At 41.9% G+C, this 22,411-nt stretch carries 24 protein-coding genes; 16 read left to right on the top strand and 8 right to left on the bottom strand.

The annotated features are described in order from the left end of the window. Nucleotides 1–10 precede the first annotated feature (10 nt). Nucleotides 11–1,483, bottom strand: coding sequence for an NAD(P)/FAD-dependent oxidoreductase (locus AC3WTB_RS03380; RefSeq protein WP_492333302.1), 1,473 nt, complete (start codon nt 1,481–1,483; stop codon nt 11–13). A 217-nt stretch (nt 1,484–1,700) separates the two neighbouring features. Between AC3WTB_RS03380 and AC3WTB_RS03375 the strand changes: the two genes are divergently transcribed. Next, nucleotides 1,701–2,525, top strand: a complete 825-nt coding sequence (locus tag AC3WTB_RS03375; RefSeq protein WP_268474508.1) for a methyl-accepting chemotaxis protein — start codon at nt 1,701–1,703, stop codon at nt 2,523–2,525. Nucleotides 2,526–2,561: 36 nt separating this feature from the next. Here the strand turns inward: AC3WTB_RS03375 and AC3WTB_RS03370 are convergent, their stop codons facing one another. After that, the gene (locus tag AC3WTB_RS03370; protein ID WP_492333301.1) at nt 2,562–2,933 is read right to left on the bottom strand and encodes a DUF5412 domain-containing protein; all 372 of its coding nucleotides are present in this window, start codon (nt 2,931–2,933) and stop codon (nt 2,562–2,564) included. Between the two features lie 242 nt (nt 2,934–3,175). Between AC3WTB_RS03370 and AC3WTB_RS03365 the strand changes: the two genes are divergently transcribed. Next, nucleotides 3,176–3,799, top strand: coding sequence for a poly-gamma-glutamate hydrolase family protein (locus tag AC3WTB_RS03365; RefSeq protein WP_492333300.1), 624 nt, complete (start codon nt 3,176–3,178; stop codon nt 3,797–3,799). Nucleotides 3,800–3,825: 26 nt separating this feature from the next. Here the strand turns inward: AC3WTB_RS03365 and AC3WTB_RS03360 are convergent, their stop codons facing one another. Next, nucleotides 3,826–4,374 (bottom strand): ImmA/IrrE family metallo-endopeptidase, encoded by a 549-nt coding sequence (locus AC3WTB_RS03360; RefSeq protein ID WP_024424963.1) that lies wholly within the window; start codon nt 4,372–4,374, stop codon nt 3,826–3,828. A 309-nt stretch (nt 4,375–4,683) separates the two neighbouring features. Here AC3WTB_RS03360 and AC3WTB_RS03355 point away from each other — a divergent pair, with 309 nt between their 5' ends. After that, the gene (locus tag AC3WTB_RS03355; protein WP_039177933.1) at nt 4,684–5,583 is read left to right on the top strand and encodes an N-acetylmuramoyl-L-alanine amidase; all 900 of its coding nucleotides are present in this window, start codon (nt 4,684–4,686) and stop codon (nt 5,581–5,583) included. Nucleotides 5,584–5,801: 218 nt separating this feature from the next. On the opposite strand, the gene AC3WTB_RS03350 is transcribed toward AC3WTB_RS03355, so the two are convergent. The 5 genes from AC3WTB_RS03350 to AC3WTB_RS03330 all read right to left on the bottom strand — a co-directional run bounded on the left by AC3WTB_RS03350 (nt 5,802) and on the right by AC3WTB_RS03330 (nt 9,160). Continuing rightward, a complete protein-coding gene (locus tag AC3WTB_RS03350) occupies nt 5,802–5,972 on the bottom strand; it encodes a type II toxin-antitoxin system SpoIISB family antitoxin (protein WP_024424961.1) in 171 nt (56 codons plus the stop codon). Then, nucleotides 5,947–6,717, bottom strand: coding sequence for a type II toxin-antitoxin system SpoIISA family toxin (locus tag AC3WTB_RS03345; RefSeq protein ID WP_064498335.1), 771 nt, complete (start codon nt 6,715–6,717; stop codon nt 5,947–5,949). Before AC3WTB_RS03345 ends, AC3WTB_RS03350 begins: the two co-directional genes overlap by 26 nt. Nucleotides 6,718–6,863: 146 nt before the next feature. Next, nucleotides 6,864–7,862, bottom strand: coding sequence for an inorganic phosphate transporter (locus tag AC3WTB_RS03340; protein ID WP_017359158.1), 999 nt, complete (start codon nt 7,860–7,862; stop codon nt 6,864–6,866). 15 nt (nt 7,863–7,877) lie between these two features. Next, complete coding sequence (locus AC3WTB_RS03335) at nt 7,878–8,495, bottom strand: DUF47 domain-containing protein (RefSeq protein WP_024426775.1); 618 nt, start codon at nt 8,493–8,495, stop codon at nt 7,878–7,880. A 206-nt stretch (nt 8,496–8,701) separates the two neighbouring features. Continuing rightward, nucleotides 8,702–9,160 carry an ASCH domain-containing protein gene (locus tag AC3WTB_RS03330; RefSeq protein ID WP_058838927.1) on the bottom strand — a complete coding sequence of 153 codons (459 nt, stop codon included), beginning with the start codon at nt 9,158–9,160 and terminating at the stop codon, nt 8,702–8,704. A 228-nt stretch (nt 9,161–9,388) separates the two neighbouring features. Between AC3WTB_RS03330 and ggt the strand changes: the two genes are divergently transcribed. From ggt to AC3WTB_RS03265, 13 genes are all read left to right on the top strand, one after another. Continuing rightward, a complete protein-coding gene (gene ggt / locus AC3WTB_RS03325) occupies nt 9,389–11,140 on the top strand; it encodes a gamma-glutamyltransferase (protein WP_492333299.1) in 1,752 nt (583 codons plus the stop codon). A gap of 260 nt (nt 11,141–11,400) precedes the next feature. Further along, complete coding sequence (locus AC3WTB_RS03320) at nt 11,401–12,438, top strand: sulfate ABC transporter substrate-binding protein (protein ID WP_492333298.1); 1,038 nt, start codon at nt 11,401–11,403, stop codon at nt 12,436–12,438. A gap of 11 nt (nt 12,439–12,449) precedes the next feature. Beyond that, nucleotides 12,450–13,295, top strand: coding sequence for a sulfate ABC transporter permease subunit CysT (gene cysT, locus AC3WTB_RS03315; protein WP_126681729.1), 846 nt, complete (start codon nt 12,450–12,452; stop codon nt 13,293–13,295). A gap of 5 nt (nt 13,296–13,300) precedes the next feature. After that, nucleotides 13,301–14,170: a sulfate ABC transporter permease subunit CysW gene (gene cysW, locus AC3WTB_RS03310; protein WP_492333297.1), complete on the top strand. Its 870-nt coding sequence runs from the start codon at nt 13,301–13,303 to the stop codon at nt 14,168–14,170. 15 nt (nt 14,171–14,185) lie between these two features. Beyond that, complete coding sequence (locus AC3WTB_RS03305; RefSeq protein ID WP_185847123.1) at nt 14,186–14,917, top strand: sulfate/molybdate ABC transporter ATP-binding protein; 732 nt, start codon at nt 14,186–14,188, stop codon at nt 14,915–14,917. 240 nt (nt 14,918–15,157) lie between these two features. Continuing rightward, nucleotides 15,158–15,625 carry a PTS sugar transporter subunit IIA gene (locus AC3WTB_RS03300; RefSeq protein ID WP_106025257.1) on the top strand — a complete coding sequence of 156 codons (468 nt, stop codon included), beginning with the start codon at nt 15,158–15,160 and terminating at the stop codon, nt 15,623–15,625. Nucleotides 15,626–15,678: 53 nt separating this feature from the next. Continuing rightward, on the top strand, nt 15,679–17,052 hold the full coding sequence (locus tag AC3WTB_RS03295; RefSeq protein ID WP_047203577.1) for a PTS galactitol transporter subunit IIC: 1,374 nt from the start codon (nt 15,679–15,681) through the stop codon (nt 17,050–17,052). A 19-nt stretch (nt 17,053–17,071) separates the two neighbouring features. Beyond that, entirely contained in the window at nt 17,072–17,350 is a 279-nt protein-coding gene (locus AC3WTB_RS03290; protein ID WP_047203576.1) for a PTS sugar transporter subunit IIB, read from the top strand. A gap of 61 nt (nt 17,351–17,411) precedes the next feature. Then, nucleotides 17,412–17,858, top strand: coding sequence for a hypothetical protein (locus AC3WTB_RS03285; RefSeq protein ID WP_268474502.1), 447 nt, complete (start codon nt 17,412–17,414; stop codon nt 17,856–17,858). Next, nucleotides 17,855–18,886 carry an alcohol dehydrogenase catalytic domain-containing protein gene (locus AC3WTB_RS03280; protein ID WP_492333296.1) on the top strand — a complete coding sequence of 344 codons (1,032 nt, stop codon included), beginning with the start codon at nt 17,855–17,857 and terminating at the stop codon, nt 18,884–18,886. Before AC3WTB_RS03285 ends, AC3WTB_RS03280 begins: the two co-directional genes overlap by 4 nt. Nucleotides 18,887–19,066: 180 nt before the next feature. Next, nucleotides 19,067–20,050, top strand: a complete 984-nt coding sequence (gene pdhA / locus AC3WTB_RS03275; RefSeq protein ID WP_047203574.1) for a pyruvate dehydrogenase (acetyl-transferring) E1 component subunit alpha — start codon at nt 19,067–19,069, stop codon at nt 20,048–20,050. A gap of 31 nt (nt 20,051–20,081) precedes the next feature. Continuing rightward, complete coding sequence (locus tag AC3WTB_RS03270) at nt 20,082–21,062, top strand: alpha-ketoacid dehydrogenase subunit beta (RefSeq protein ID WP_034281944.1); 981 nt, start codon at nt 20,082–20,084, stop codon at nt 21,060–21,062. Nucleotides 21,063–21,079: 17 nt separating this feature from the next. Beyond that, on the top strand, nt 21,080–22,405 hold the full coding sequence (locus AC3WTB_RS03265; protein WP_099663186.1) for a dihydrolipoamide acetyltransferase family protein: 1,326 nt from the start codon (nt 21,080–21,082) through the stop codon (nt 22,403–22,405). Nucleotides 22,406–22,411: the final 6 nt, after the last annotated feature.

Genomic DNA, 22,411 nt, shown 5'->3' with positions numbered 1-22,411 from the left:
TTTTTTTAGTTCAATCAAATGACAGCAAGTGCTCTAGACGAAAGTCAGGAACCGCTTCATGGAAAAAAGCTCGGTTGCCTTCATCGTTCTTTTGATCCCATTGCTTCCACCATTCGGCGGTTTCTCCTGAGGTGTCAGCTTGAATCATGTCGTGCAGCTGTTCTAAGTTGATGATTTCTCTCGGTTCTGTTAAGAAAGAATGCATTCGGTGATACACCTCAAGACGTTCAGGCTGTTTTGTGACAATGGCGTATTGTACGTAGCGATTTAAAAATTCCTGTACGAACGTCAAGTGGGGTATGGTTGTTTCTCCTTTTAACTCAACACCGTCCCAAGCCATATCAGCAATTGCACAAAGCCACCAGCCAAGTTCACTCGCGTGCTGCATTTGTTGTAATGTGTCCTTTTCAAAAGACAGCCGCTCATTTTTTTGTGCTTGTTTGAGCATACGGTCAAGTGTTTGTGCTTCAAGAGCTGCTTTGGTCATGCCCTGCCCATGAATGGGATCTAACGTACACAAGGAATCGCCCATCACCAATAATCCACTTGGCCAATCCTGCATTTGTTCATAGTGATGTCTCACGCAAGAAGGAACTCTAAATCCTTTTGGTTTTGTAAAGGGCGTTAAATGGGTGATGGCTTCTGCTATCGCGGGATCGCTCAGAGCAGCGGTTTCTGAATCAAACTGATCAGCATCCGTTGTTGGATAATGTGAACCGCCGGCTGCAGAAAGAAGCACAGCTACTAAATCATGATCAACCCGTTCAAACAGCCCTGTTGGGATTTGCTTGTCTGGCTGGCCAACTACGACCATTGATTGCAGGGGTGGCGCACCTGATAGTATTTGATAATATCTTGTGCTGTAGCCTAGAAACACACTTAACTCATCAGTCTGTGGCAAGGTTAATCCAGCGTCTTTCAACCATTTTGGCAACTTAGACATTCTTCCAGACGTATCGATCACTAAGTCTGCTTTCATTTCATGAATGCTGCCAGGTTTTACTTGCCGGTCCTTCACGATAAGCCCCATGACTTGATTAGTTCCCTCTTTAAACTGAAGGGAGATGGCTTCATGTTTTTCTAAAAACTGCACGCGTTCCTCTGTTACCATTCTTTGCATCAATACCCACTCTAGCATTGCGCGTCTTGTGACGGCGGTTTCTTCTCTATCAGTGAGCGTTAATTCGCCATCTTTTGTGATAAATCGAGAGGTTTGATGCATGGTATTAAATCCGCCCATTGCCAGTAACTCTTTTGTATAACCAGGAAATAGACGTTCAACGATTTGCTTGCCAAGTGGCAGCATTCTATGTGGATGAAAGGCTTGAGGAGTGCCGAGACGATTCTCAGGAGAGTCCGGCAGTTCATCCTTTTCAATAATCAATACTTGATGATAAAACGTTGATAAAACTTTTGCAGCGAGCATCCCAGTGATACCTCCGCCAATGACGATTGCCCGCTCATATTTCATGGGTTGTGTCAAAACATGCGCCTCCATTGAATACACAAAATGGTTACATGACCATTTCATCATATGTTGATTCATTAATTATAGCAAATTTCCGCTTGAATATAGAAAGGAAACGTACTTCTTTTTACTCGTAAATATGAAGAATTTCTTCAATCATTATTATTATTTTTAAAAAGTAACTATTAATTTAAGAAGAACGACCGATAAACTATATAAGGGGGTAGAGAAATTGGATATACTACAGAGTATTGTGACAGCAGCACCTTATATGATGCAGATTTTAAAAAACGAAGTGACGATGGGTGTCATTGATCGAGAGAAATTCTTGCTGTATTTGCCATCGAAAGATGTAGATTTTCAAATTCGTGCTGGAGAACTTATTAAACCAGATGATTTAAATATGAAAAAAGCGCTCAGAGGTGAAACATCAAGTACGTTTGTACCTGAATCGGTCTATGGAATACCGTTAAATGCAATGGGTTTGCCAATTTTTGATGAAAATCAACAGGTTATTGGTGCACTCGCTTTAGGTTTTCCGATTAAAAATCAATTAGAGCTTGAAGCGTATATGGAGTCATTAAATGACATCATTCATAGTATTCAAGAAAAGGTGCATGTGGTGGCGGCGCATTCAGAGGAGCTTTCTGCGACAAGTGAGGAAATGACCTTACAAACGCAGCAAACACTTGAAAGCTCGAAAAAAACATCTGATATTACAAAAATGATTAAAGGTATTTCGAAACAAACGAGTTTGCTAGGATTGAATGCGTCAATTGAAGCAGCCAGGGCAGGAAAAGAAGGGGCTGGTTTTAGTGTTGTAGCCAGTGAGGTTCAAAAGCTTTCAAGTGAAACTTCACGTGCAACAGAAAATATCGAAAGCTCTTTGCAAGGAATTTCCTCCAATATACATACATTACTTGAGAGTATGGACCATATGAAAGGTTCATCATCAGAGCAGGCTTTACTTGTAACAGAGTTTAGTGAAATTGTGGAACGACTGACGATCGTAAGTAAAGAAATGAAAGAATTTATGCAGCATGTGATGTCAACGTAAAAAACGAATCCAAAAGGGATTCGTTTTTTTAATACGCTATTTTCTTGTGTTCCGATCAAAGCGATAATCGTATGTTTCACCCTTTACCACATTTAAAAATTCATGCCCAATTTGAACAAGCTGTCCATTTTTCCATTTAATGAGGGGGTCTTTATCAGGGTATTTCCAGTAAATCGTTTTTTTTCGGTGGGTGAGTTTGTTTTCAATTTCTGCTCTAACTGCGTTCTCCTTTAGTTTCCCTCCGCTATGTCGATAGGTGTTGATGATATATGTTCCGTCAGGTGAAGTCATCGAGCGGATAAAGGTTCCGTGAGATACGCCTTGAAGAGAAAAGCATTTCCAGTAAATGATACCAGCGAAGCTAAGGAATAAGATGACAAGGGTGATGGTGGTTTTCTTTTTTAACATGAATTCCTCCAGATGTAGATCACAATATTTCTAATTTATGAGAGAGAATGCAAAAAGATTCATATAGTCCAAAAGTTCTATTCATTTCAATTATCGGTCATTTTTTCTCAAAATTCAACAGATAGCCGTAAAGATAAGGAAAATTTAAGGATGTTTCATGTCGATAGGTCATTCGAAATCCCTTTACAAAAGAATTTAAGATCAGTAGACTTATGCTCATATAGAGAAATGGGGAGGATGGAATGACGCAATTCATTGATACATATCAAAGTTACGAAGAGCTTTCCGCTCATGAAAGAGAAGGAATCGATTATCAAATTCTTCACGAGCGGAAAGGTGACCAGCTTTTGGTTTTATCCCCTCATGCCGGAGGAATTGAATCTGGCGTGAGTGAGCTCATTCATGAAATCGCAAGTAATCAGTCTATGTATTTATTTGAAGGCCTTAAAGTGAAAGGCAATCATGTGCTTCACATTACAAGCACACGTTTCGATGAGCCGGTCTGCCTTTCTCTAGTGCATACCCATCATTACACGTTTGCGCTCCATGGCTACGGGGAAACGGAGATGCTTCAAACATTAGTGGGCGGGACAGACAGAGAAAGAGCGGCGGAAACAGTGAAACGTTTAACGCTTAATGGCTTCCAAGCAGTGCTGCTATCTGAATCTGATCGTTATTCTGGAACACATCCTCATAATATCAATAATCAATGTCTGACGGGAAAAAGTGTACAACTTGAAATCAGTCAGGCGCAAAGAAGAGCATTCTTTCAAGACTTCAGACGGCGCTATCGCCGCGAAACGCAAAATGAGCAATTTTATCGGTACACAAATGTACTCAAGCAAGTATTAAACCTGTATGAATAAACGCCTGTTCCCCTATGCAGAGAGGCTTACGTTTGATAAACAGCTTCTTTTTCCGCGACCTTTTCGGCTTTCATTAAATAAGATGTAAACTCTTGTTGAAAGCGAATGCCTGCTTTCCGCTGTTCGAATAAGGCAAGCCGCTTTTCAGCAAAAGCCCAGGTGACGTGAAATGTTTGCGCAATGTGTAAAATGGCTTGCTGCCGAAGGTTTGGAAGCTTCATTTGCATCAGCATAAAGGTCGGTACACAAAAGTGATACATAAATTGTTTAGCCTGAAACTCTTGCAGTTCTCGAAAGAGTTTGTGCATCTTGAAATGATTGCCTGCATGCTTGAGCACATGACAAAGCTCGTGGGCAAAATCCTGCCATTGTTCCTCTGATGATAGAGATCTGTTTAATATAATACTGTAAAGACCTTGATGTTTGATCATCATGCTGCCAGTATCCTCATAGTGGACCCATACATGAAATTCAGAAGCGATCCTTTGCATGTCTCTATAAGCAGGACCGCTTATTTGTAGTTTGGCATATAACCGTTTAATCTCTTCTTCTAAATGGGTTAAAAATCCAGTCATTTAAAAACCTCCAAGCAAACGTATGTTCTGTTTTTGGCGTAAAAGAAAAGTCCATATAGGACTAAATAGCTAATTGAGCTATTGCTTACTTTTATTATCGGCTTATTTTTAACAATTTTAACATAAAATCAAGGAAAAATGGAATTAATTCCTGTTTTTTTCTTCATTTTTACGTTTTCCACTACTAAAATGAGTGATTGAATTCAAATTTTACCATAGTCTTATCACTAAAACAAACTCATGTTGTCTTACGAACGCCACCAATTGATGAGAAAGATCAATTCAATCTAGCAAAAGGGAGTGCAGAACATGGTAGAAATTTATCAAGATTTTATTCCAGTTGGAAACGGAAACCGCCCAGGATACGCCATGACACCGATGTATGTGACGGTGCATAACACAGCAAACACATCAAAAGGAGCGGATGCGAAAAGTCATGCGGCATATGTGAAACGCCCAACGACAGAGGTGAGCTGGCACTTTACAGTGGATGATCATGAAATTTTTCAGCATCTGCCGTTAAATGAAAATGGCTGGCATGCAGGGGACGGACAAGGCAATGGTAATCGAAAGTCGATCGGCATTGAAATTTGTGAAAATGAAGATGGGAATTTCCAGCAAGCGGTCAAACATGCGCAATGGCTCATCCAAAAGCTGCTGAAAGAACATAACATTCCACTAGCTAACGTGGTTACACATCAGCACTGGTCTGGAAAAGCATGTCCACGCCTGCTTCTTGCTACATGGGATGAATTTAAAAAAGGAATTGAAACGGCAGGAGACCCTGAGACGGTCATCACGTATGTCGTCAAAAGCGGGGATACGTTAACGAGTATTGCTAAAGCTCATGACGTCACAGTTCAGGATCTACAGAAGTGGAATAACATTAGCGACCCGAACAAGATTCAAATTGGACAGGTTCTTAAAATTTATCGAAATGATGGAAAAATGATGTATGAGCTGCCGGATGGGATTTTAAAGGTGACTTCGCCTCTAACGAAGGGAGAGCACGTACGCCTCGTCCAAAAAGCGCTTGCTGCCGTTTATTTTTATCCTGATAAATCGGCTGCAGATAAAGGCATCGATGGTGTTTACGGAGAAAAAACGGCGAATGCCGTGGCACGCTTTCAGCTGGTGAACGGTCTGACAAGTGATGGGGTATACGGTCCTAAAACGAAGGAAAAGCTGCTTAAACTATTAAATCAGTGAGTGTTTCTGTTTGTATGATTGGATGGCTGTTTCACTTTTTTCAATTAATCGCCTAGTATATGGGGATGGCTGATATTCGGCAAACTGAACATATCTTAGTTGTTTGATTTTCTTTTTCATTTTGGCACCTCAATCGTTGCAGCGTATAGCGTATTGTATGCAAGTCTATGAAAAAATGGAATCAGGACGCGGATTTCGTTCCGCGTCCTTTAGTGTAATCAAGCCTTTTTGTTTTTATACTCATCGAGAAGCTGTTCATTCTTTTTAAAAATTCGCTCAGTATGGGGGCTTACCTTATAATCGGCCATACTGATATGGCGTTTTTTCTTTAAAATTTTAAAAGGGTTTTTCTTAGGATTGTTGTTATCCCCTTGAAGTGCGTGGTCCATCTTCATCACCTTCCTCTTCGTCAGGCAAGATTAGGTCATAAATTGTTGTAAGTGATGTCATTAATAAATAGTCGAACTCCGTGACAATCTCATCGGAGGTGAGCTTAATGACAAAATGAGCTTCTGCTACAGAAAATGGGATGAGCACCAAATGACCAAAATCATCATAATATACTTCCTGCCTGTCAAGCTTCGCCTGAATGAGAGCCCGCTGGTCAAGTGTCCGAAGCAGGTCATCTTTTTGTTCCTGCGTATCGTATGGACAAAGCACCGCTTGAATATTCATCTTGTCGGCAAAAGAATAAATCAGCCGCTCAATTCCCTCTATATATGCCTCTACACTTCCATAATATACATGGATCGGTTCATTTTTCAATAGGTATTGGTACGTTTTTAGTTTATTAAGGTAAGAATGAAGCAGATCGTTATTTTGTTCAAGGAGTTGATGGGTGTCGGTTTCCAGCTCATGATTTCCGAGTTTCTTAATATAGGAGCTAAGAAAGATGAAAGCATCGGTTAATGCGAAAAAAACGGCAATGATCAAGTAGTGCATCCAATCAGTGAAGATAGAAGAAGGATCATTTGTCCAGTACACGACAGCACCCGCTACATAAATCCAATACCACGTTTTACGAATGGCAAACATCTTTTCTTTTACTTTTTGTTCAAAGCGCCATACCGCAAATACATACACAGCAAGAGCACCTAGCAATAACCATACAGTCAATTGAAAAAATAATAGCATGTTCTTCTCTCCCATAGACAGATGAATACTTGTTTATTTCTATGGATATGATTGGAAACCCTGCTTCATGAAAAAATGTCCTGCGGGGAAAGGATATTTAAGTGTGCAGACAAATAAAAAAAGACCTGTCAGACAGGTCTTTGAAATTAGAGAATCGCATTTAACACAAAGTATATAAGAGCTCCTAGAGTTCCTGAAATCGGTAATGTAATCACCCAAGTGACAAGCATACGTTTTGCCGTACCCCAGTTTACCCCTTTGACTCTGTGTGCAGAACCTACACCTAGAATAGAAGATGAGATCACGTGAGTGGTACTAACAGGTAAGTGAATAAACGTCGCACCGAAGATAATAGCTGCACCCGTTAAGTCGGCAGATACTCCGTTTACTGGACGAATTTTCATAATTTTACCGCCGACTGTTTTGATAATCTTCCAGCCGCCAATAGAAGTACCGAGTCCCATTGCAAGCGCACAAGAGAATTGTACCCAGAAAGGAATGTCGTCTGTTGTATGCAAATTACCTGCAATTAAAGCCATCGTAATAATTCCCATCGCTTTTTGCGCATCGTTTGTTCCATGGGTATACGATTGCAGTGCAGCCGTTAAAATTTGAACACGTCGGAATTGTTTATTTGTTTTTGCGAGATTGTTGTTTCTAAATATAATTTTGATAATGGTATACACGATATATCCCAATACGAAAGCTAGGATAGGTGAAAGCAAAAGGGCTTGAATGATTTTAATGAATCCCGAATAGTTTAAAGCGCCAAAACCAGCAGAGGCAATAACCGCTCCTGCAATTGATCCGATTAGTGCATGTGAAGAACTACTCGGAATCCCGTAATACCAAGTAAGCAAGTTCCATGTGATGGCGGCAATTAAAGCAGCCAAGATCACAACAGAGCCGTTTTGAAGTGTAAATGGATCTGCGATATCTTTTGTAATGGATTTTGCCACACCTGTAAATGTCATTGCTCCTAAGAAGTTCATGAACGCTGCCATGATAATTGCATGTCTAGGCTTTAATGCCTTCGTTGAAACTGAAGTCGCAATGGCATTTGCTGTATCGTGGAACCCGTTAATGAAATCAAAAGCAAGTGCACAAATGACAATAAGTATGGTAAGGATGAGTAATGTGTCCATGTTTAACTAACCCCGTTACGCATTCTTCATAATGATTGTTTCTAGATTGTTGGCAACACTTTGACAGGAATCAGCGATTTCTTCAAGTGTTTCGTAAATTTCTTTGTATTGAATCACCTTAATTGGATCTGTTTCTTTTCCAAACAAGTTCTTTAATGATTTACGATGAAGATTGTCACAATTATGTTCAATCTCTTTAATCTTGATTGCGTGCGGATGAATATCTTTCAAGCGATTTTCAGCTAGTAAATCAATTGTGATTAAAATTTCTTTCGCACACTCTCTGATGTAGTGGCTGAATTTGTCGATATGTTCGTCAGAGCTTGTGATTGAGTAAATTTCTAATGTTGCGGAAAAATGCTCAATTCCATCTAAAACATCATCGAGGCTATTCGTTAATTGAAGAATGTCTTCACGTTCAATCGGTGTAATAAAGGCTTTGTTCAGCTCTTTAATCATGGTATGAACATGATTATCACCTTTTGTCTCATATTCCTTCAATGTGTCAGAAAATTCTTTCAGAGTGGTTTGATTTGTTACTTTATAGCTAACAAAATACTCAGCAGTTTCATCTAAATTTTTAGCAATTTCCGTTAACAAGACGGAAAACTTGTCTTTTTTCCTTTTTAACATGTAAAAACCCTCCATTGTATAAATGAGACAATGCACACATCAAATAATTATATATTCTTTTGTCGAAAAAAAACAGGTGTAGTCGAAAATTTCTTCACTTTTTCTATTTGATCTTATTCTGACCTAAAGATGTGATCTCAACACACCTTTTTCTAAAAGGGGAAAAGCAACGAAAAAAGCGGGCCATTTTTGGCACCGCTTATAGGCTAAGAAGCCGAATGAATCAGCTTAAACCTTTCACAAACAAGAAGCATATCCTCTTTGAAATCTAATCCGTATGATTGGAGTGCTTCTGTGAAAAATTCTTTATGTTCTCTATACCAATAGTCATAAGATAAATCGCCTTCACCTTCTGCTTTTGCAAATGATTCGGGGACTTCATTCATTGGCATGACATCTACATCTGTAATTTCAATGATGGCTTTTGGCTCTTCCTGGCTATCCAAAATGACCGCATATTGTCCGGGTTTTGGAAGCGGCACATGTTCCTTTTCATAAAACAGGTGACCAGAACAAGTGGCTGTTTTCTTTCCTTGCTTGACAAGATCAAGTAAATGATCTGGATCTGATCCGAATGCCCACGCCGATACAAATGCGTCAGCGGGTGCTTGTTCTGATTTCTCTTTCCAATAGTCTTCCCAAAATAATCTGCTTTTGTTGTTCACCGTTTTTTCCCCCTCTTTGTTGTATTTATTATACCTTGAACCCGAATCGTTGGAAATGCTGTGTCTTTATTCCTAATGATCGAGTGCGTCATATGTTTTGAAAAACAATGTCCGATTTGGGAAATGTAGGATGATAGGATGAAAATTTTAGAAATTTTAGAATAATCTATTGTATTCTGGTCAAGAAGTCGGTAAGGTCAAAGTAAGAATATGGAAGGGGTGTTGTTCATGAAACGCATTTCTCTAACTGTTTTGTCCATATGTCTGTTTGTTTTCTCGTTTTTTCTGCCTGTCAGCCAAGTCAATGCGAACGAATCTCATGGGAGTAAAGTAGCTGTTGGTAAAGATGGCATGGTTGCTACTGCTCACCCGCTGGCATCAGAAGTAGGTGCTGATGTATTGAAGAAAGGTGGAAACGCAGTGGATGCTGCTGTTGCCATCCAGTACGCACTGAATGTGACAGAGCCAATGATGTCTGGAATTGGCGGCGGTGGTTTTATGATGGTTTATGATGGAAAGACAAAAGAAACGTCCATCATCAATAGTAGAGAACGAGCACCACAGGGCGCAACACCTGACATGTTTTTAACGGACGAAGGAAAAGTCATCCCATTTGCTGAGCGGTCTACACACGGTAATGCGGTTGGTGTTCCAGGGACAGTAAAAGGTCTCGAGGCAGCATTGGATAAGTGGGGGACCCGTTCGATGAAGGAATTGATTGAGCCTTCCATTCAGCTTGCAGAGGATGGATTTGAAATCGATTCTGTTCTGGCACAAGCCATTGAAGATCATCAAGGAAAGCTGAAAAAAACGGCTGCAGCGCCAATCTTTCTTCCAGATGATCAGCCGCTCAAAGAAGGCGATCTGCTTGTACAGCCAGGTCTTGCTAAAACATTTAAGCTCATTGCGAAAAAAGGAAGTAAAGCATTTTATGAAGGAAAAGTAGCAAAGGCACTTGCAAATACAGTCCAAGATTTTGGCGGAACGATGACAACTGATGACATTGGTCGTTATGAGGTCAAGACTGACAAGCCTATCTGGGGGGACTATAAAGGATACCAGCTTGCAAGTATGCCTCCACCAAGCTCAGGCGGTGTGTTTATGCTGCAAATACTCAAAATACTAGATCACTTCAATCTATCACAATATGACCCCAAATCATTCGAAAAATATCAGCTGCTTGCTGAAACAATGCATCTCTCCTATGCTGACCGTGCTGCATATGCAGGCGACCCCGAATTCGTAGATGTTCCACTAAAAGGACTACTAGACGATGATTACATTTCAAAAAGAGCTTCTCTCATTCAATTAGATCAAATGAACAAAAACCCGAAAGAAGGAGATCCATGGGCTTATGAGGATGAAAAAAATCCATCCCCGATTGTCCCGCAGCCAGAAGATAAAACCATTGGTGAGACCACTCATTTTACTGTTGCCGATCAGTGGGGAAATGTCGTGTCATTCACAACAACCATTGAACAGTTATTTGGTACAGGGATTCTTGTTCCGGAATATGGCTTTTTCTTAAACAATGAACTAACAGATTTTGACGCAAGACCAGGCGGAGCAAATGAAGTCCAGCCGAATAAACGTCCATTATCCAGTATGACCCCGACGATCATATTCAAAGATAACGAGCCGGTCATGACTGTTGGCTCACCTGGAGGAACGACCATTATTGCTTCTGTTTCACAAACCATCCTAAACTTGCTTGAATACGATATGGAGCTTCAAGATGCAGTGGAAGAGCCGCGGATATATACAAACAGTCCAACTTCTTACCGTTACGAAGTAGGAGTTCCCCTTGATGTGAAAACGAAGCTAAATGACATGGGTCACCGTTTTGGCAGTTCGCCTATTGATATAGGAAATGTGCAAGCTTTACTCATTGATCGAAAAGCAGGGACATTTACTGGAGTAGCTGACTCCTCGAGAAATGGAACCGCTGTTGGTGTCAATTTAAAGCTATCTGCCGATTAAAACCATTTCCCGGGAAAAGAAGCGCCTCTGCAAGATGGCGTTTCTTTTTTTGTTTAAATAAAAAACAGAGTTGACACCTGTGAATAGTTTGAATAATATATAGACTAACATCAATCATACATAGCTGATCGGACAACCGAAGGCTCTTGGCAATTTGAAGTGCAGGACTGTAATGTATTTCAAGTGGCTAAGGGTCTTTTTTGCGTATGAAACGGCAAGGTTGGTGTCACTATTATTTGATAACAGGGGAGCGGGATAACGTGAAAAAGTGGAAATGGGTCTCGGTTGTAACCATCGTAGTGGTCTTGGCTGTGACGAGTGCTGCGTGCTCAAACGCAAACGAAGCCTCAAAGCAAAAAGGGAAGGTTGAGCTGTTAAATGTTTCGTATGATCCTACACGTGAATTGTATCAGGAATACAATCAAGCCTTTCAGACGTATTGGAAAGACAAAACAGGTGAGGATGTCACGATCAAGCAGTCTCACGGTGGATCAGGAAAGCAGGGAAGATCGATTATTGATGGACTCGAGGCAGATGTGGCAACGCTGGCTTTAGGGTATGACATTGATGCGATTGCAGATCGCGGACTGCTTTCGAAAGATTGGCAAAAAGAATTTCCAAATCAGTCAACTCCTTATACATCCACCATTGTGTTTCTTGTGAAGAAAGGGAACCCCAAAAATATTAAAGACTGGGACGACTTGATTAAACCAGGTGTGTCCATCATTACACCAAATCCGAAAACGTCCGGCGGTGCGAGATGGAATTACTTAGCTGCATGGGCATATGCCGATAAAACATTTCATGGGAATGAAGACAAAACAAAGGATTTTGTCAAAAAGCTATATGAACATGTCGAAGTCCTTGATTCAGGTGCACGCGGGGCCACAACGACCTTTGTTGAACGCGGTCTTGGAGATGTGTTAATTGCATGGGAAAATGAAGCCTATTTAACACAGCACGAACTAGGCAAAGACAAATTTGAGATTGTCACCCCATCGATTAGTATTCTAGCAGAGCCGCCTGTTGCGGTCGTGGATCAAAATGTGAAACGTAAAGGAACAGAGAAAGTGGCAAAGGCTTATTTAGATTATTTATATTCTAAAAAAGGGCAGGAAATTGCGGCGGAAAACTATTATCGTCCTAGAAATCAAGAAGTCTTAAACAAATATAAAGACCAGTTTAAAAAGATTGATATGGTGACGATTGATCAAGCGTTTGGCGGGTGGAGAAAGGCGCAGAAAAGATTTTTTGATGATGGCGGCTTATTTGATCAAATATACAGCGGACAAAAATAGGGGGCGATGTGATGAAGAAAACACATGCAGCCGCCAATAAAAGAAAACGTATATTGCCTGGATTTGGGCTGAGCCTTGGGGTGACGCTCGTTTATGTAAGTGCGATTGTCGTCATTCCTTTATCCATGGTATTTATTTGGACGGCTTCATTAGGAGCAGGGGGGATTTGGAAGGTGTTTACCGATGCAAGAGTATTGAAGTCGCTCCAGCTGACCGTGACGACTTCCTTTGCAGCTGCTCTCATCAATGCAGGGTTTGGTGTACTGATTGCCTGGGTTCTCGCCAGGTACACATTTCCCGGAAAGAAAATTTTAGATGCTCTCATCGATTTGCCTTTTGCGCTCCCAACGGCTGTTGCGGGTATCGCTCTCACCACCCTTTATTCTCCAAATGGGTGGATTGGTCAATTTCTGCATTTAAAGGTGGCATACACACCGATTGGGATTATTTTGGCACTTATTTTTATCGGCATTCCATTCGTTATCCGAACCGTTCAGCCTGTGATAGAAGGGCTGCAGCAGGAAGTAGAAGAGGCTGCGGCAATTCTTGGTGCGACAAGGAGACAGACCTTTTTTCACGTGCTACTGCCAGCTTTGTTTCCTGCGGTGATGACTGGATTTTCACTTGCGTTTGCAAGAGCACTAGGGGAATATGGCTCTGTTGTGTTTATTGCTGGAAATATTCCGTTTAAAACAGAAATTACACCACTGATGATCATGTCCAAGCTTGAACAGTATGATTATCATGGTGCCGCAGCGATTGCGTGCTTGATGCTGCTTCTTTCGTTTGTCATCCTGTTATTGATTCACGGCATTCAGTGGTATGTTGAGCGGAAAAAACAAGTATACGTGAGGTGAAACCATTGGAGAGAGAGCTTAGTCATCGGCATCATGTTCAGTATAAAAGTCCTGTAACCGAATCTAAAGCGGTGAAAATCCTATTAATTACGGTGGTGTATGCTTTTTTGATTTTATTTTTACTCATACCGCTGATCGCCGTGTTTTCAAAGGCCTTTGAGAAAGGGTGGAGTTCATACCTTATGGCCATCTCACATCCAGATACACTAGCGGCAATCAAATTGACCGTTTTCATTGTCGTCGTCACCTTGCCGCTTCAAATGATCTTCGGGGTGAGTGCTGCATGGCTTATCACAAAATTTAACTTCCGCGGCAAACGTTTGTTAACGACTGTAATTGACCTCCCGTTTGCCGTTTCGCCTGTGATTGCTGGACTTGTATTTGTGCTTTTATTTGGTTCAAACGGGCTTTTAGGACCTTGGCTTATGGAGAATGGATGGAAAGTCATTTATTCTGTACCAGGCATGATTCTAGCAACCATATTCGTGACATTTCCGTTTATTGCTAGAGAATTAATCCCGTTTATGCAGCATGAAGGCATTCATGAGGAGGAAGCATCACTCACACTTGGTGCAAACGGATGGAAGACTTTTTTCCTTGTGACACTCCCAAATATCAAATGGGCTCTTTTTTACGGCGTTATTTTAGCCGGGGCAAGAGCGATTGGTGAATTTGGTGCTGTGTCGGTTGTATCAGGTCATATTCGAGGGATGACCAATACGATGCCGCTTCATATCGAAATTTTATACAATGAGTACCAATTTCAAGCCGCTTTTGCTGTGGCGTCTCTTATGGCATTTGTGGCAGTCATTACTTTAATCATTAAACAAATCATTCAGCAGAGGGATCACCGGCTTGGCAAGCGGTCAACATAAATGGAGGGATCGGCCTTGGGGATTACAGCAAAACAAATATCAAAACAATTTGGTCAGACAAAGGTTTTGCAAAACGTGGATTTATCGATAAGAAATGGTGAATTGATTTCTTTATTAGGACCATCTGGCTCTGGAAAGACGACGTTATTAAGAATCATTGCAGGTCTTGATTACGCCAATAACGGGCAAGTTTTATTCGGAGATCAGGATTACACACACATTCCAGTACGAAAACGGCAAATCGGTTTTGTGTTTCAGCAATATGCGCTTTTTCGAAATATGACGGTTTTTGATAATGTGGCATATGGGCTGAAAATTAAACCTAGAGGAGAAAGACTGCCTAAAAAAGACATCAAAGAGCGGGTGCATGAGCTTTTAGAGGTTGTTCAGCTCACGCAGTATGAGCAGCGTTATCCAGAGCAGCTGTCAGGCGGACAAAAGCAGCGTGTAGCACTGGCACGAGCACTTGCCGTTCAGCCGAAGGCACTCCTCTTAGATGAACCCTTTGGCGCTCTTGATACAAAGGTGAGGAAAGAATTAAGGCATTGGCTGAAAAAAGTTCATCGTGACTTTCAAATGACCACTATTTTTGTGACACATGATCAAGAAGAAGCATTCGATATTGCTGATCGTGTCGTGGTGATGAATGAAGGAAGAATCGAAAAAATTGGCACAAAGGAAGAAATGGCAGTACAGACAGACAATCTATTTGTATCTGAATTTTTAGATATAGGAAGCCACATTTAACAAGAAGTATAGAAGGCGAGTAGAGAAAGACGCAGTGATCACTGCGTCTTTTTTTTATAAAAATTTCCCTAGGAACATTGACTTATAATTTTGAATATTATAATATCTTTACAAAGGTAACAACATTGAACATTTTTCGTAACGTATAATTGTAAGCGCTTTATAAAAGGTTCTATTCTAAAATGTTCATTCTTTTTGTTACATGTGTTCATATTTATACCAAATGAAAGGGGTGGTTGTTTGAATAACTTGTTTGAGTTAAATGAACAACTGATTACGCTGCAGTTCGAAACATCTTCGAGAGAGGAGGTGACGACATACTTAGCAGACAGGTTAGAAGCTGGAGGGTACATTAAATCGAGCTATTTACCTGCAGTGCTTGAAAGAGAAAAAACATATCCTACAGGTCTCCCGCTTGCAACTTTTGGGGTAGCGATTCCGCATACAGATCCTGAGCATGTGAACAAACCGGCGATTAGTGTTGCTACATTAAAGGAACCTGTCGTGTTTCATAAGATGGGGAGCCCCGATGAAACAGTGCAAGCCAAAATTGTGTTTGTCCTAGCAATCTCTGAGCCTAGTAAGCAGCTTGTGATGCTCGAGAAGCTGATGACACTTTTTAGAAAAGAAGAAGTGATGACAAAGCTGTCTCACATGACCTCTTATGAAGAAGCGGCTCACTTGCTTCAACAAGAGCTAAACCAATAATCATTCATGAAATAATGTAAGCGCTTTATCTGAAAAATTCAGGAGGTGGATGTATGATCAAGCAAGCCGTCGATTTTATATTAGACCTTGGACCAACTATTATGCTCCCGATTATTATGACGCTTTTCGGTATGATTTTAAGACAGGGCTTTAAGAAATCTTTCCGAGCCGGTATTACGATCGGAATTGGATTTGTCGGTGTCAATCTTGTCATTAATTTGCTCGTGAGCGGTCTTGGGCCAGCAGCGAAAGCTATGGTTAATTCCCTTGGACTAAAGCTCGACATTTTGGATGTTGGATGGCCGATTGGCGCTGCCATATCCTTTGGTACACCTGTTGCCCCGCTCATGATTCCTCTTGTGCTTTTGTTAAATGTGATTTTATTGTCCGTAAACTTCACGAAAACACTGAATGTGGATATTTGGAACTTCTGGCATTTAATTTTCGCAGCCTCTGTTACTTACTACGCTTATCATAATATGTTCTTGGCTCTTGCTGTTGGCTTGATTGTTTCTGCGATCACGCTTAAATTAGCCGATTGGACAGCGCCGACAATCGAACACCATTTTGGATTAAAAGGCGTATCGATGGCTCATGCTGAAACGGTCAACTTCGCACCGCTGATGTATGCGTCCAACCGCGTCATTGATAAAATTCCTGGTTTAAACAAAATTCATGCTGATCCAGAAACATTAAAGAAACGCTTTGGCATCTTTGGTGAACCGCTTGTGATGGGTCTCATACTTGGTATCATTATTGGTCTTCTCGGCGGCTATGATGCAAAAGGCGTGATGACACTCGGGATTCAAATGGCAGCAGTTCTTGTCTTAATGCCAAGAATGGTTGCGTTATTAATGGAAGGACTCATTCCAATCTCTGAGGGCGCTCGTTCTTATATTCAAAAGCGTTTCCCAGGGAAAAATGTCTATATTGGTTTAGATACAGCAATTGTCATTGGTCATCCAGCGAATATGGCGGTAGCCCTTTTAATGGTGCCGATTACGATTTTGCTCGCTGTTGTTCTGCCTTACAATGGCATGCTTCCGTTTGCTGACTTATCGGTTCTGCCATTTACAGTTGTCTGGGCAGTAGCAGCCGCTCGTGGAAATATTATTCGCGGCCTTATTAACAGTGTTTTTACATTAATGATTGTCTTCTTTATCGCAACGAACCTTGCACCGCTTGCAACAACCATGGGGAAAGCCGTCGGCTTTGATTTCCCAGAAGGGGCAAACATGATTTCAGGTATTGACCTTGGTTCTCACGTCATTCCTTGGATCATGGTGAGACTTCTTGATCCGAGCAACCCTTACTTTATTGCAGCGATTATCTGTGCTCTGGCTTATGCGCTTCTATGGTACTGGGTGCGAAATGATATTAAAAAGCAGTATGCAAAAGAAATGGGCTTAGATCAGAAAGAACAATAAATGAGCTGGAGGGATTCTAATGGCGAAGAAAATATTAGTATCATGCGGAACGGCAGTTGCAACATCAACGGTTGTGGCTAAAAAGGTAGAAGAGACATTAAAGGAAAAAGGATATGATGTCGTGGTGGAACAATGTAAGGCATCTGAAGTCCCGCAAAAAGCAGAGGGTGCTGATTTAATTGTGACGACAACACCTGTTAGTGATACAAAAGGAACGCCTGTGATTCAAACATTATCCTTTTTAACTGGATTTGGTATTGAAGATGATATCGAGAAAATCATAGAGCATATCAAGTAGAGGGCTATTTTCTGAAGGAGCTTTCGCGGCTCCTTCTAGTGATTTGAAAGGAGGAAGTCTCATGCAGCATCATGCTTATAGCCGAACGTCGGCAGTGTTGTCTATTTTTCTTCCGGCTGTGCTCATCTGTCTGTTTTTTCTCTGGTCTCTTTATACGTTATGGTCAGCAGGACCTGAGCCGTTAGCTGTGCTGGGCGTTTATACACTGCCGATTCTCATGCTGTCTAGTATCACAGGACTGAACCAGCCGACAAACGTCATCATTAGTGAAGATCAACTGAAGATAGGGGCTTTTGGCAGATGGCACACATATGCTGTTTCTGATATTAAAGGAAAGCTTTTTTTAAAGCCATATCCTCATATTGGGAAAGTCTATGTCAGGGTGGGACCAGCCCGGATATTCGGAGGGCGTTACTGGATATCAAGTGAGATGAGTGAGTACAAGCAGCTTGTTCAAACGTTACAGGATTTTGCGAAGGGTGATGAAAAGGAGGATGCCGCTACATGAAATCAGCTGTCTTTTATTCTTCAGAGGACATTCGGTATGAGGAGCGGAACCGGCCAGTCATCGGTGATGATGAAGTTCTGTTAAAGCTGCGAGCCTGCGGCTTATGCGGAACGGATATTTATAAAGCAACGCATGAGACAGTACCTCCTGGGACCGTGCTGGGACATGAAATCGCTGGTGATATTGTCGAGACCGGCAAGCGCGTGACAAATGTCCAGACGGGAGACAGGGTCTATGTGGCGCATCATGTGCCTTGTTTCACCTGTGACTTTTGTCAAAAGGGGTTTTATACGATGTGTCCGCAGTTTACAGCCACAAATGTAGAGCCAGGCGGGTTTTCAGAATATATCCGTATACCTGCTTTGCATGTCAAGCACACGATGGGCAAGCTTCCAAAAGACGTATCGTATGAGCAAGGGGCGATGGTAGAACCCGTTGCCTGCTGCCTGCACGGGTTTGAACGAGCACCTGTTCATCCAGGAGATTCCGTCTTGATCCTTGGAGCGGGGCAAATTGGCTGTATTCAATTGCAGCTTGCCAAATATTATTTAGCTGGAAAAGTGATGATAACAGATGTGAATGAGAACAGGCTGCTGCGTGCGAGAAGTTTAGGTGCAGATGCCGCTTTTCATCCAGCAGCTGAACCAGTGGAAAACCGGGTGATGAAAGAAACAAATGGAAAGGGAGCAGACCTCGTTATTATTTCTGTTGGAAGCAGTGCGCTTTTAAAAGAGGCGTTTCAGGCTGTAGCGCGAGGCGGGACAATTTTGGTATTTGCTCATTTTCCAAAGGGAGATGTGGCCATTCCTGCTGAACGATTTTTCAATGATGAAGTGAAGGTAGTAGGTGCCTATTCATCGCATCCATATCATTATCGTGAAGCCCTTGAGCTTCTGAAAGCAAAAGTGGTCAACACTGAAAAGATGGTGACGCACCGTTATCCGTTAAGCCAGCTGCTTCAGGCGATAGAATGTGCAAGGAATCCTGAGGGTGAGAGCGTCAAAATCATGATGTATCCAGATGAATGAGTGTAGGAGATTAAAAGAGAAAGAGAAGTTCTTTGGAAAAGGGCTTTGCCTTTCTCTTTTTTTCTGACAAAAGATGAAAACGCTTAAAAATGAGAGAGAATTGCTTGACTTCGTTGACACTTAAACGTATGATAATTACAAATGTAACACACAAGAACAAATGTAAAGGGGAGAGAAGAAATGCAAAAACAAATCACTTTGCCTGAACAGATTAGTCATGAGAAGTTAGCAGATTTATATAAACAAATGTGGTTAGTGAGATATTTTGATGAAAAGGTCGATCAATTCTTTGCAAAAGGACTTATCCATGGCACCACTCATTTATGTGTTGGACAGGAAGCGTCAGCTGTTGGATCGATTGCCGTGTTAAAGGATAAAGATAAGATCGTCAGCACACACCGAGGACATGGTCACTGTATTGCAAAAGGGGCCGAGGTCAATAAAATGATGGCTGAATTGTTTGGACGTGAAACCGGTTATTGTAAAGGAAAAGGCGGCTCCATGCATATCGCGGACTTAGAAAAAGGAAATCTTGGGGCAAATGGAATCGTTGGCGGCGGTATCCCGCTGGCAACAGGTGCAGCGCTCACATCTAAAATGAAGCAGGAAGGCTTTGTTGTTCTTTGTTTCTTCGGAGATGGTGCCACAAATGAAGGCAGCTTCCATGAAGCTTTAAACCTCGCATCCATTTGGGATTTACCGGTTGTGTTTATTTGTGAAAACAACCAGTACGGTATGTCTGGTCCTGTGAAAGAAATGATCAACATTGAAGATATTTCAACAAGAGCAGAAAGCTACGGAATGCCAGGGAAAACAGTTGATGGAAATGACATGGTTGAAATTATGAACACAGTTGATGAAGCAGTCAACCGTGCGAGAGCGGGAGAAGGCCCATCACTTATTGAAATGAAAACGTACCGCTGGAAGGGTCACTCTAAGAGTGATGCGAAAAAATACCGTACACGTGAAGAAGAGACAGAGTGGAGACAAAAAGATGGCATCAAACGCTTTAAGTCTCTCTTGATTGAACTGAATGTTTTGACAGAAGAGCAGGCAGCAAGCTTACAGGAAGAAGCGAAGCAGGAAATTGAAGCGTCTGTAGAATTCGCCAAAAACAGTAAAGAACCGTCAATTGACACACTATTAGAGGATGTATACGCCTAATTAGGAGGGGAATCACGTGACAAAAACAACAGTGAGAGAGATTTCATATTTAGAAGCCGTTCGAGAGGCTATGAGTCAGGAAATGAGAGAAAACCAAGATGTCTTCATTTTAGGTGAAGATATTGGCGTATATGGAGGTGCTTTTGGGGTCACGCGCGGCATGATTGAAGAATTTGGGCCAGAGCGCGTTCGCAATACACCTATCTCAGAGGCTGCCATCGCAGGTGGGGCAGTCGGAGCGGCTTTAACCGGTATGCGTCCGATTTTAGAACTTCAATTCTCTGACTTTATTACAATCGCAATGGATCAGCTTGTGAACCAAGCAGCCAAAACACGATACATGTTTGGAGGAAAAGGGAAGGTGCCGCTCGTTGTAAGAACGCCAGCAGGATCGGGAACGGGTGCAGCGGCGCAGCACTCACAAAGCTTAGAAGCGTGGATGGCCCATATTCCAGGACTCAAAGTGGTTCAGCCTTCAACAGCCTATGATGCAAAAGGTCTTTTAAAAGCAGCGATGGATGATGACAACCCTGTCATTTTCTACGAGCACAAGCTTTTATATAAAACAATCGGTGAAGTGCCTGAAGAGCAATATTCAATTCCTCTAGGAAAAGCAGATGTGAAAAGAAGCGGGAAGGACGTCACGATTGTAGCAACAGCGATTATGGTACACAAAGCGTTAGAAGCGGCGAAGGAACTAGAAGCAGAGGGAATCGATGTTGAAATCATTGACCCAAGAACACTTGTCCCATTAGATGAAGAAACGATTATCGAATCTGTGAAGAAAACAGGTAAATGTATCGTGGTTCATGAAGCGGTAAAACGAGGCGGCTATGGCGGAGAGATTGCAAGTATGATAGCGGAAAGTGAAGCCTTTGACTACTTAGATGCTCCAATTAAACGACTTGGCGGTCTTGCGGTTCCAATACCATACAACCCGACGCTGGAAAAAGCGGTCATTCCACAAGTGCCAGATATTATTGAAGCAGCAAAAGAGCTTGTGCGCTCTTAAGTAAAGGGGAGAAGATCATGCCAAAAGAGATATTTATGCCGAAGCTAAGCAGTACGATGGAAGTCGGCACCTTGCTTCAATGGTTTAAAGAAGAAGGAGATTCGGTTGAAATCGGTGAGCCTCTTTTTGAAATTATGACAGACAAGATCAATATCGAGGTGGAAGCCTATGATGATGGTATTTTTCTAAAGAAATATTATGAAGCCGATGATCAAATTCCAGTCAATGCTGTCATTGGATATATCGGAGAGGCAAATGAACAGGTGCCAAGCGAACCGCCAGCACAATCAGATGAAGATTTATCCGGCAGCAGCGAATCGGCTTCATCAGACACGGCTTCATCCAGTTCTACTGAAGCCCCAAAAACACCTAATGAAAAAGTGCGTGCCACTCCTGCGGCGAGAAAAACGGCAAAGGATCATCATGTAGCGATTCATGAGGTATCTGGTACAGGACCTAAAGGCAGAGTTCAAAAGCGGGACGTCGAGGCGGCTGTCCACTCTAATGAGAAAGATCAGCGCGTGTCACCTCTAGCAGAGAAAGTGGCTGCTCGTGAAGGAATCGATTTAGCGAATGTTGCTGGATCTGGTGCGCACGGAAAAATTATGAAGAGTGATGTAACGGCAGCAGCTGCACAAACAGCTGAGTCTTCTCCAGTCAAAACACAAAAACTAGCTGGCATGAGAAAAGTGATCGCTGATCGCATGTCACAAAGTGCCTTTACAGCACCGCACGTGACATTAACAAGTGAAATCGATATGACAAAAGCAAAAGAAGTACGCAAACAGCTATTGCCAGCGATTGAAAAAGAGACAGGCTACAGACTGTCGTTCACAGAAATTATCATTCATGCGGTCAGCAATGTACTCACGCGCCACCCGCATATCAATATGACGTTTGAACAAAATGAGCTCCATTTTCATGATGATGTGCACATTGGTCTCGCTGTCGCTGTAAAAGATGGCTTAATGGTTCCAGTCATTTCTCATGCGAACCAAAAAGGATTAAAACAGCTGACAAAAGAGGCGAAAGAAATCGGCCGAAACGCACGTGACCAAAAACTGCTGCCAGACCAGCTGAAAGGGTCTACTTTTACCATTAGTAACTTAGGTATGTATGCCATTGATACCTTTACCCCGATTATTAATCAGCCAGAAGTGGCGATCTTAGGCGTTGGGCGCATTCAAGAAAAACCTGTTGTGGTAGATGGAGAAATTCAGGTGCGGCCGATGATGGGCGTTAGTTTATCGTTTGATCACCGAGTGGTAGATGGCGCACCAGCGGCTGCCTTTTTAACAGACCTTAAAAAAGTGCTTGAACAACCATTTGAATTGCTAATGTAGGAGATG

The organism is Bacillus sp. EB106-04-04-XG123 (assembly GCF_058791855.1).
Note: the sequence above shows the minus strand (reverse complement) of the source record. Positions and strands in the feature narration are given on the sequence as shown.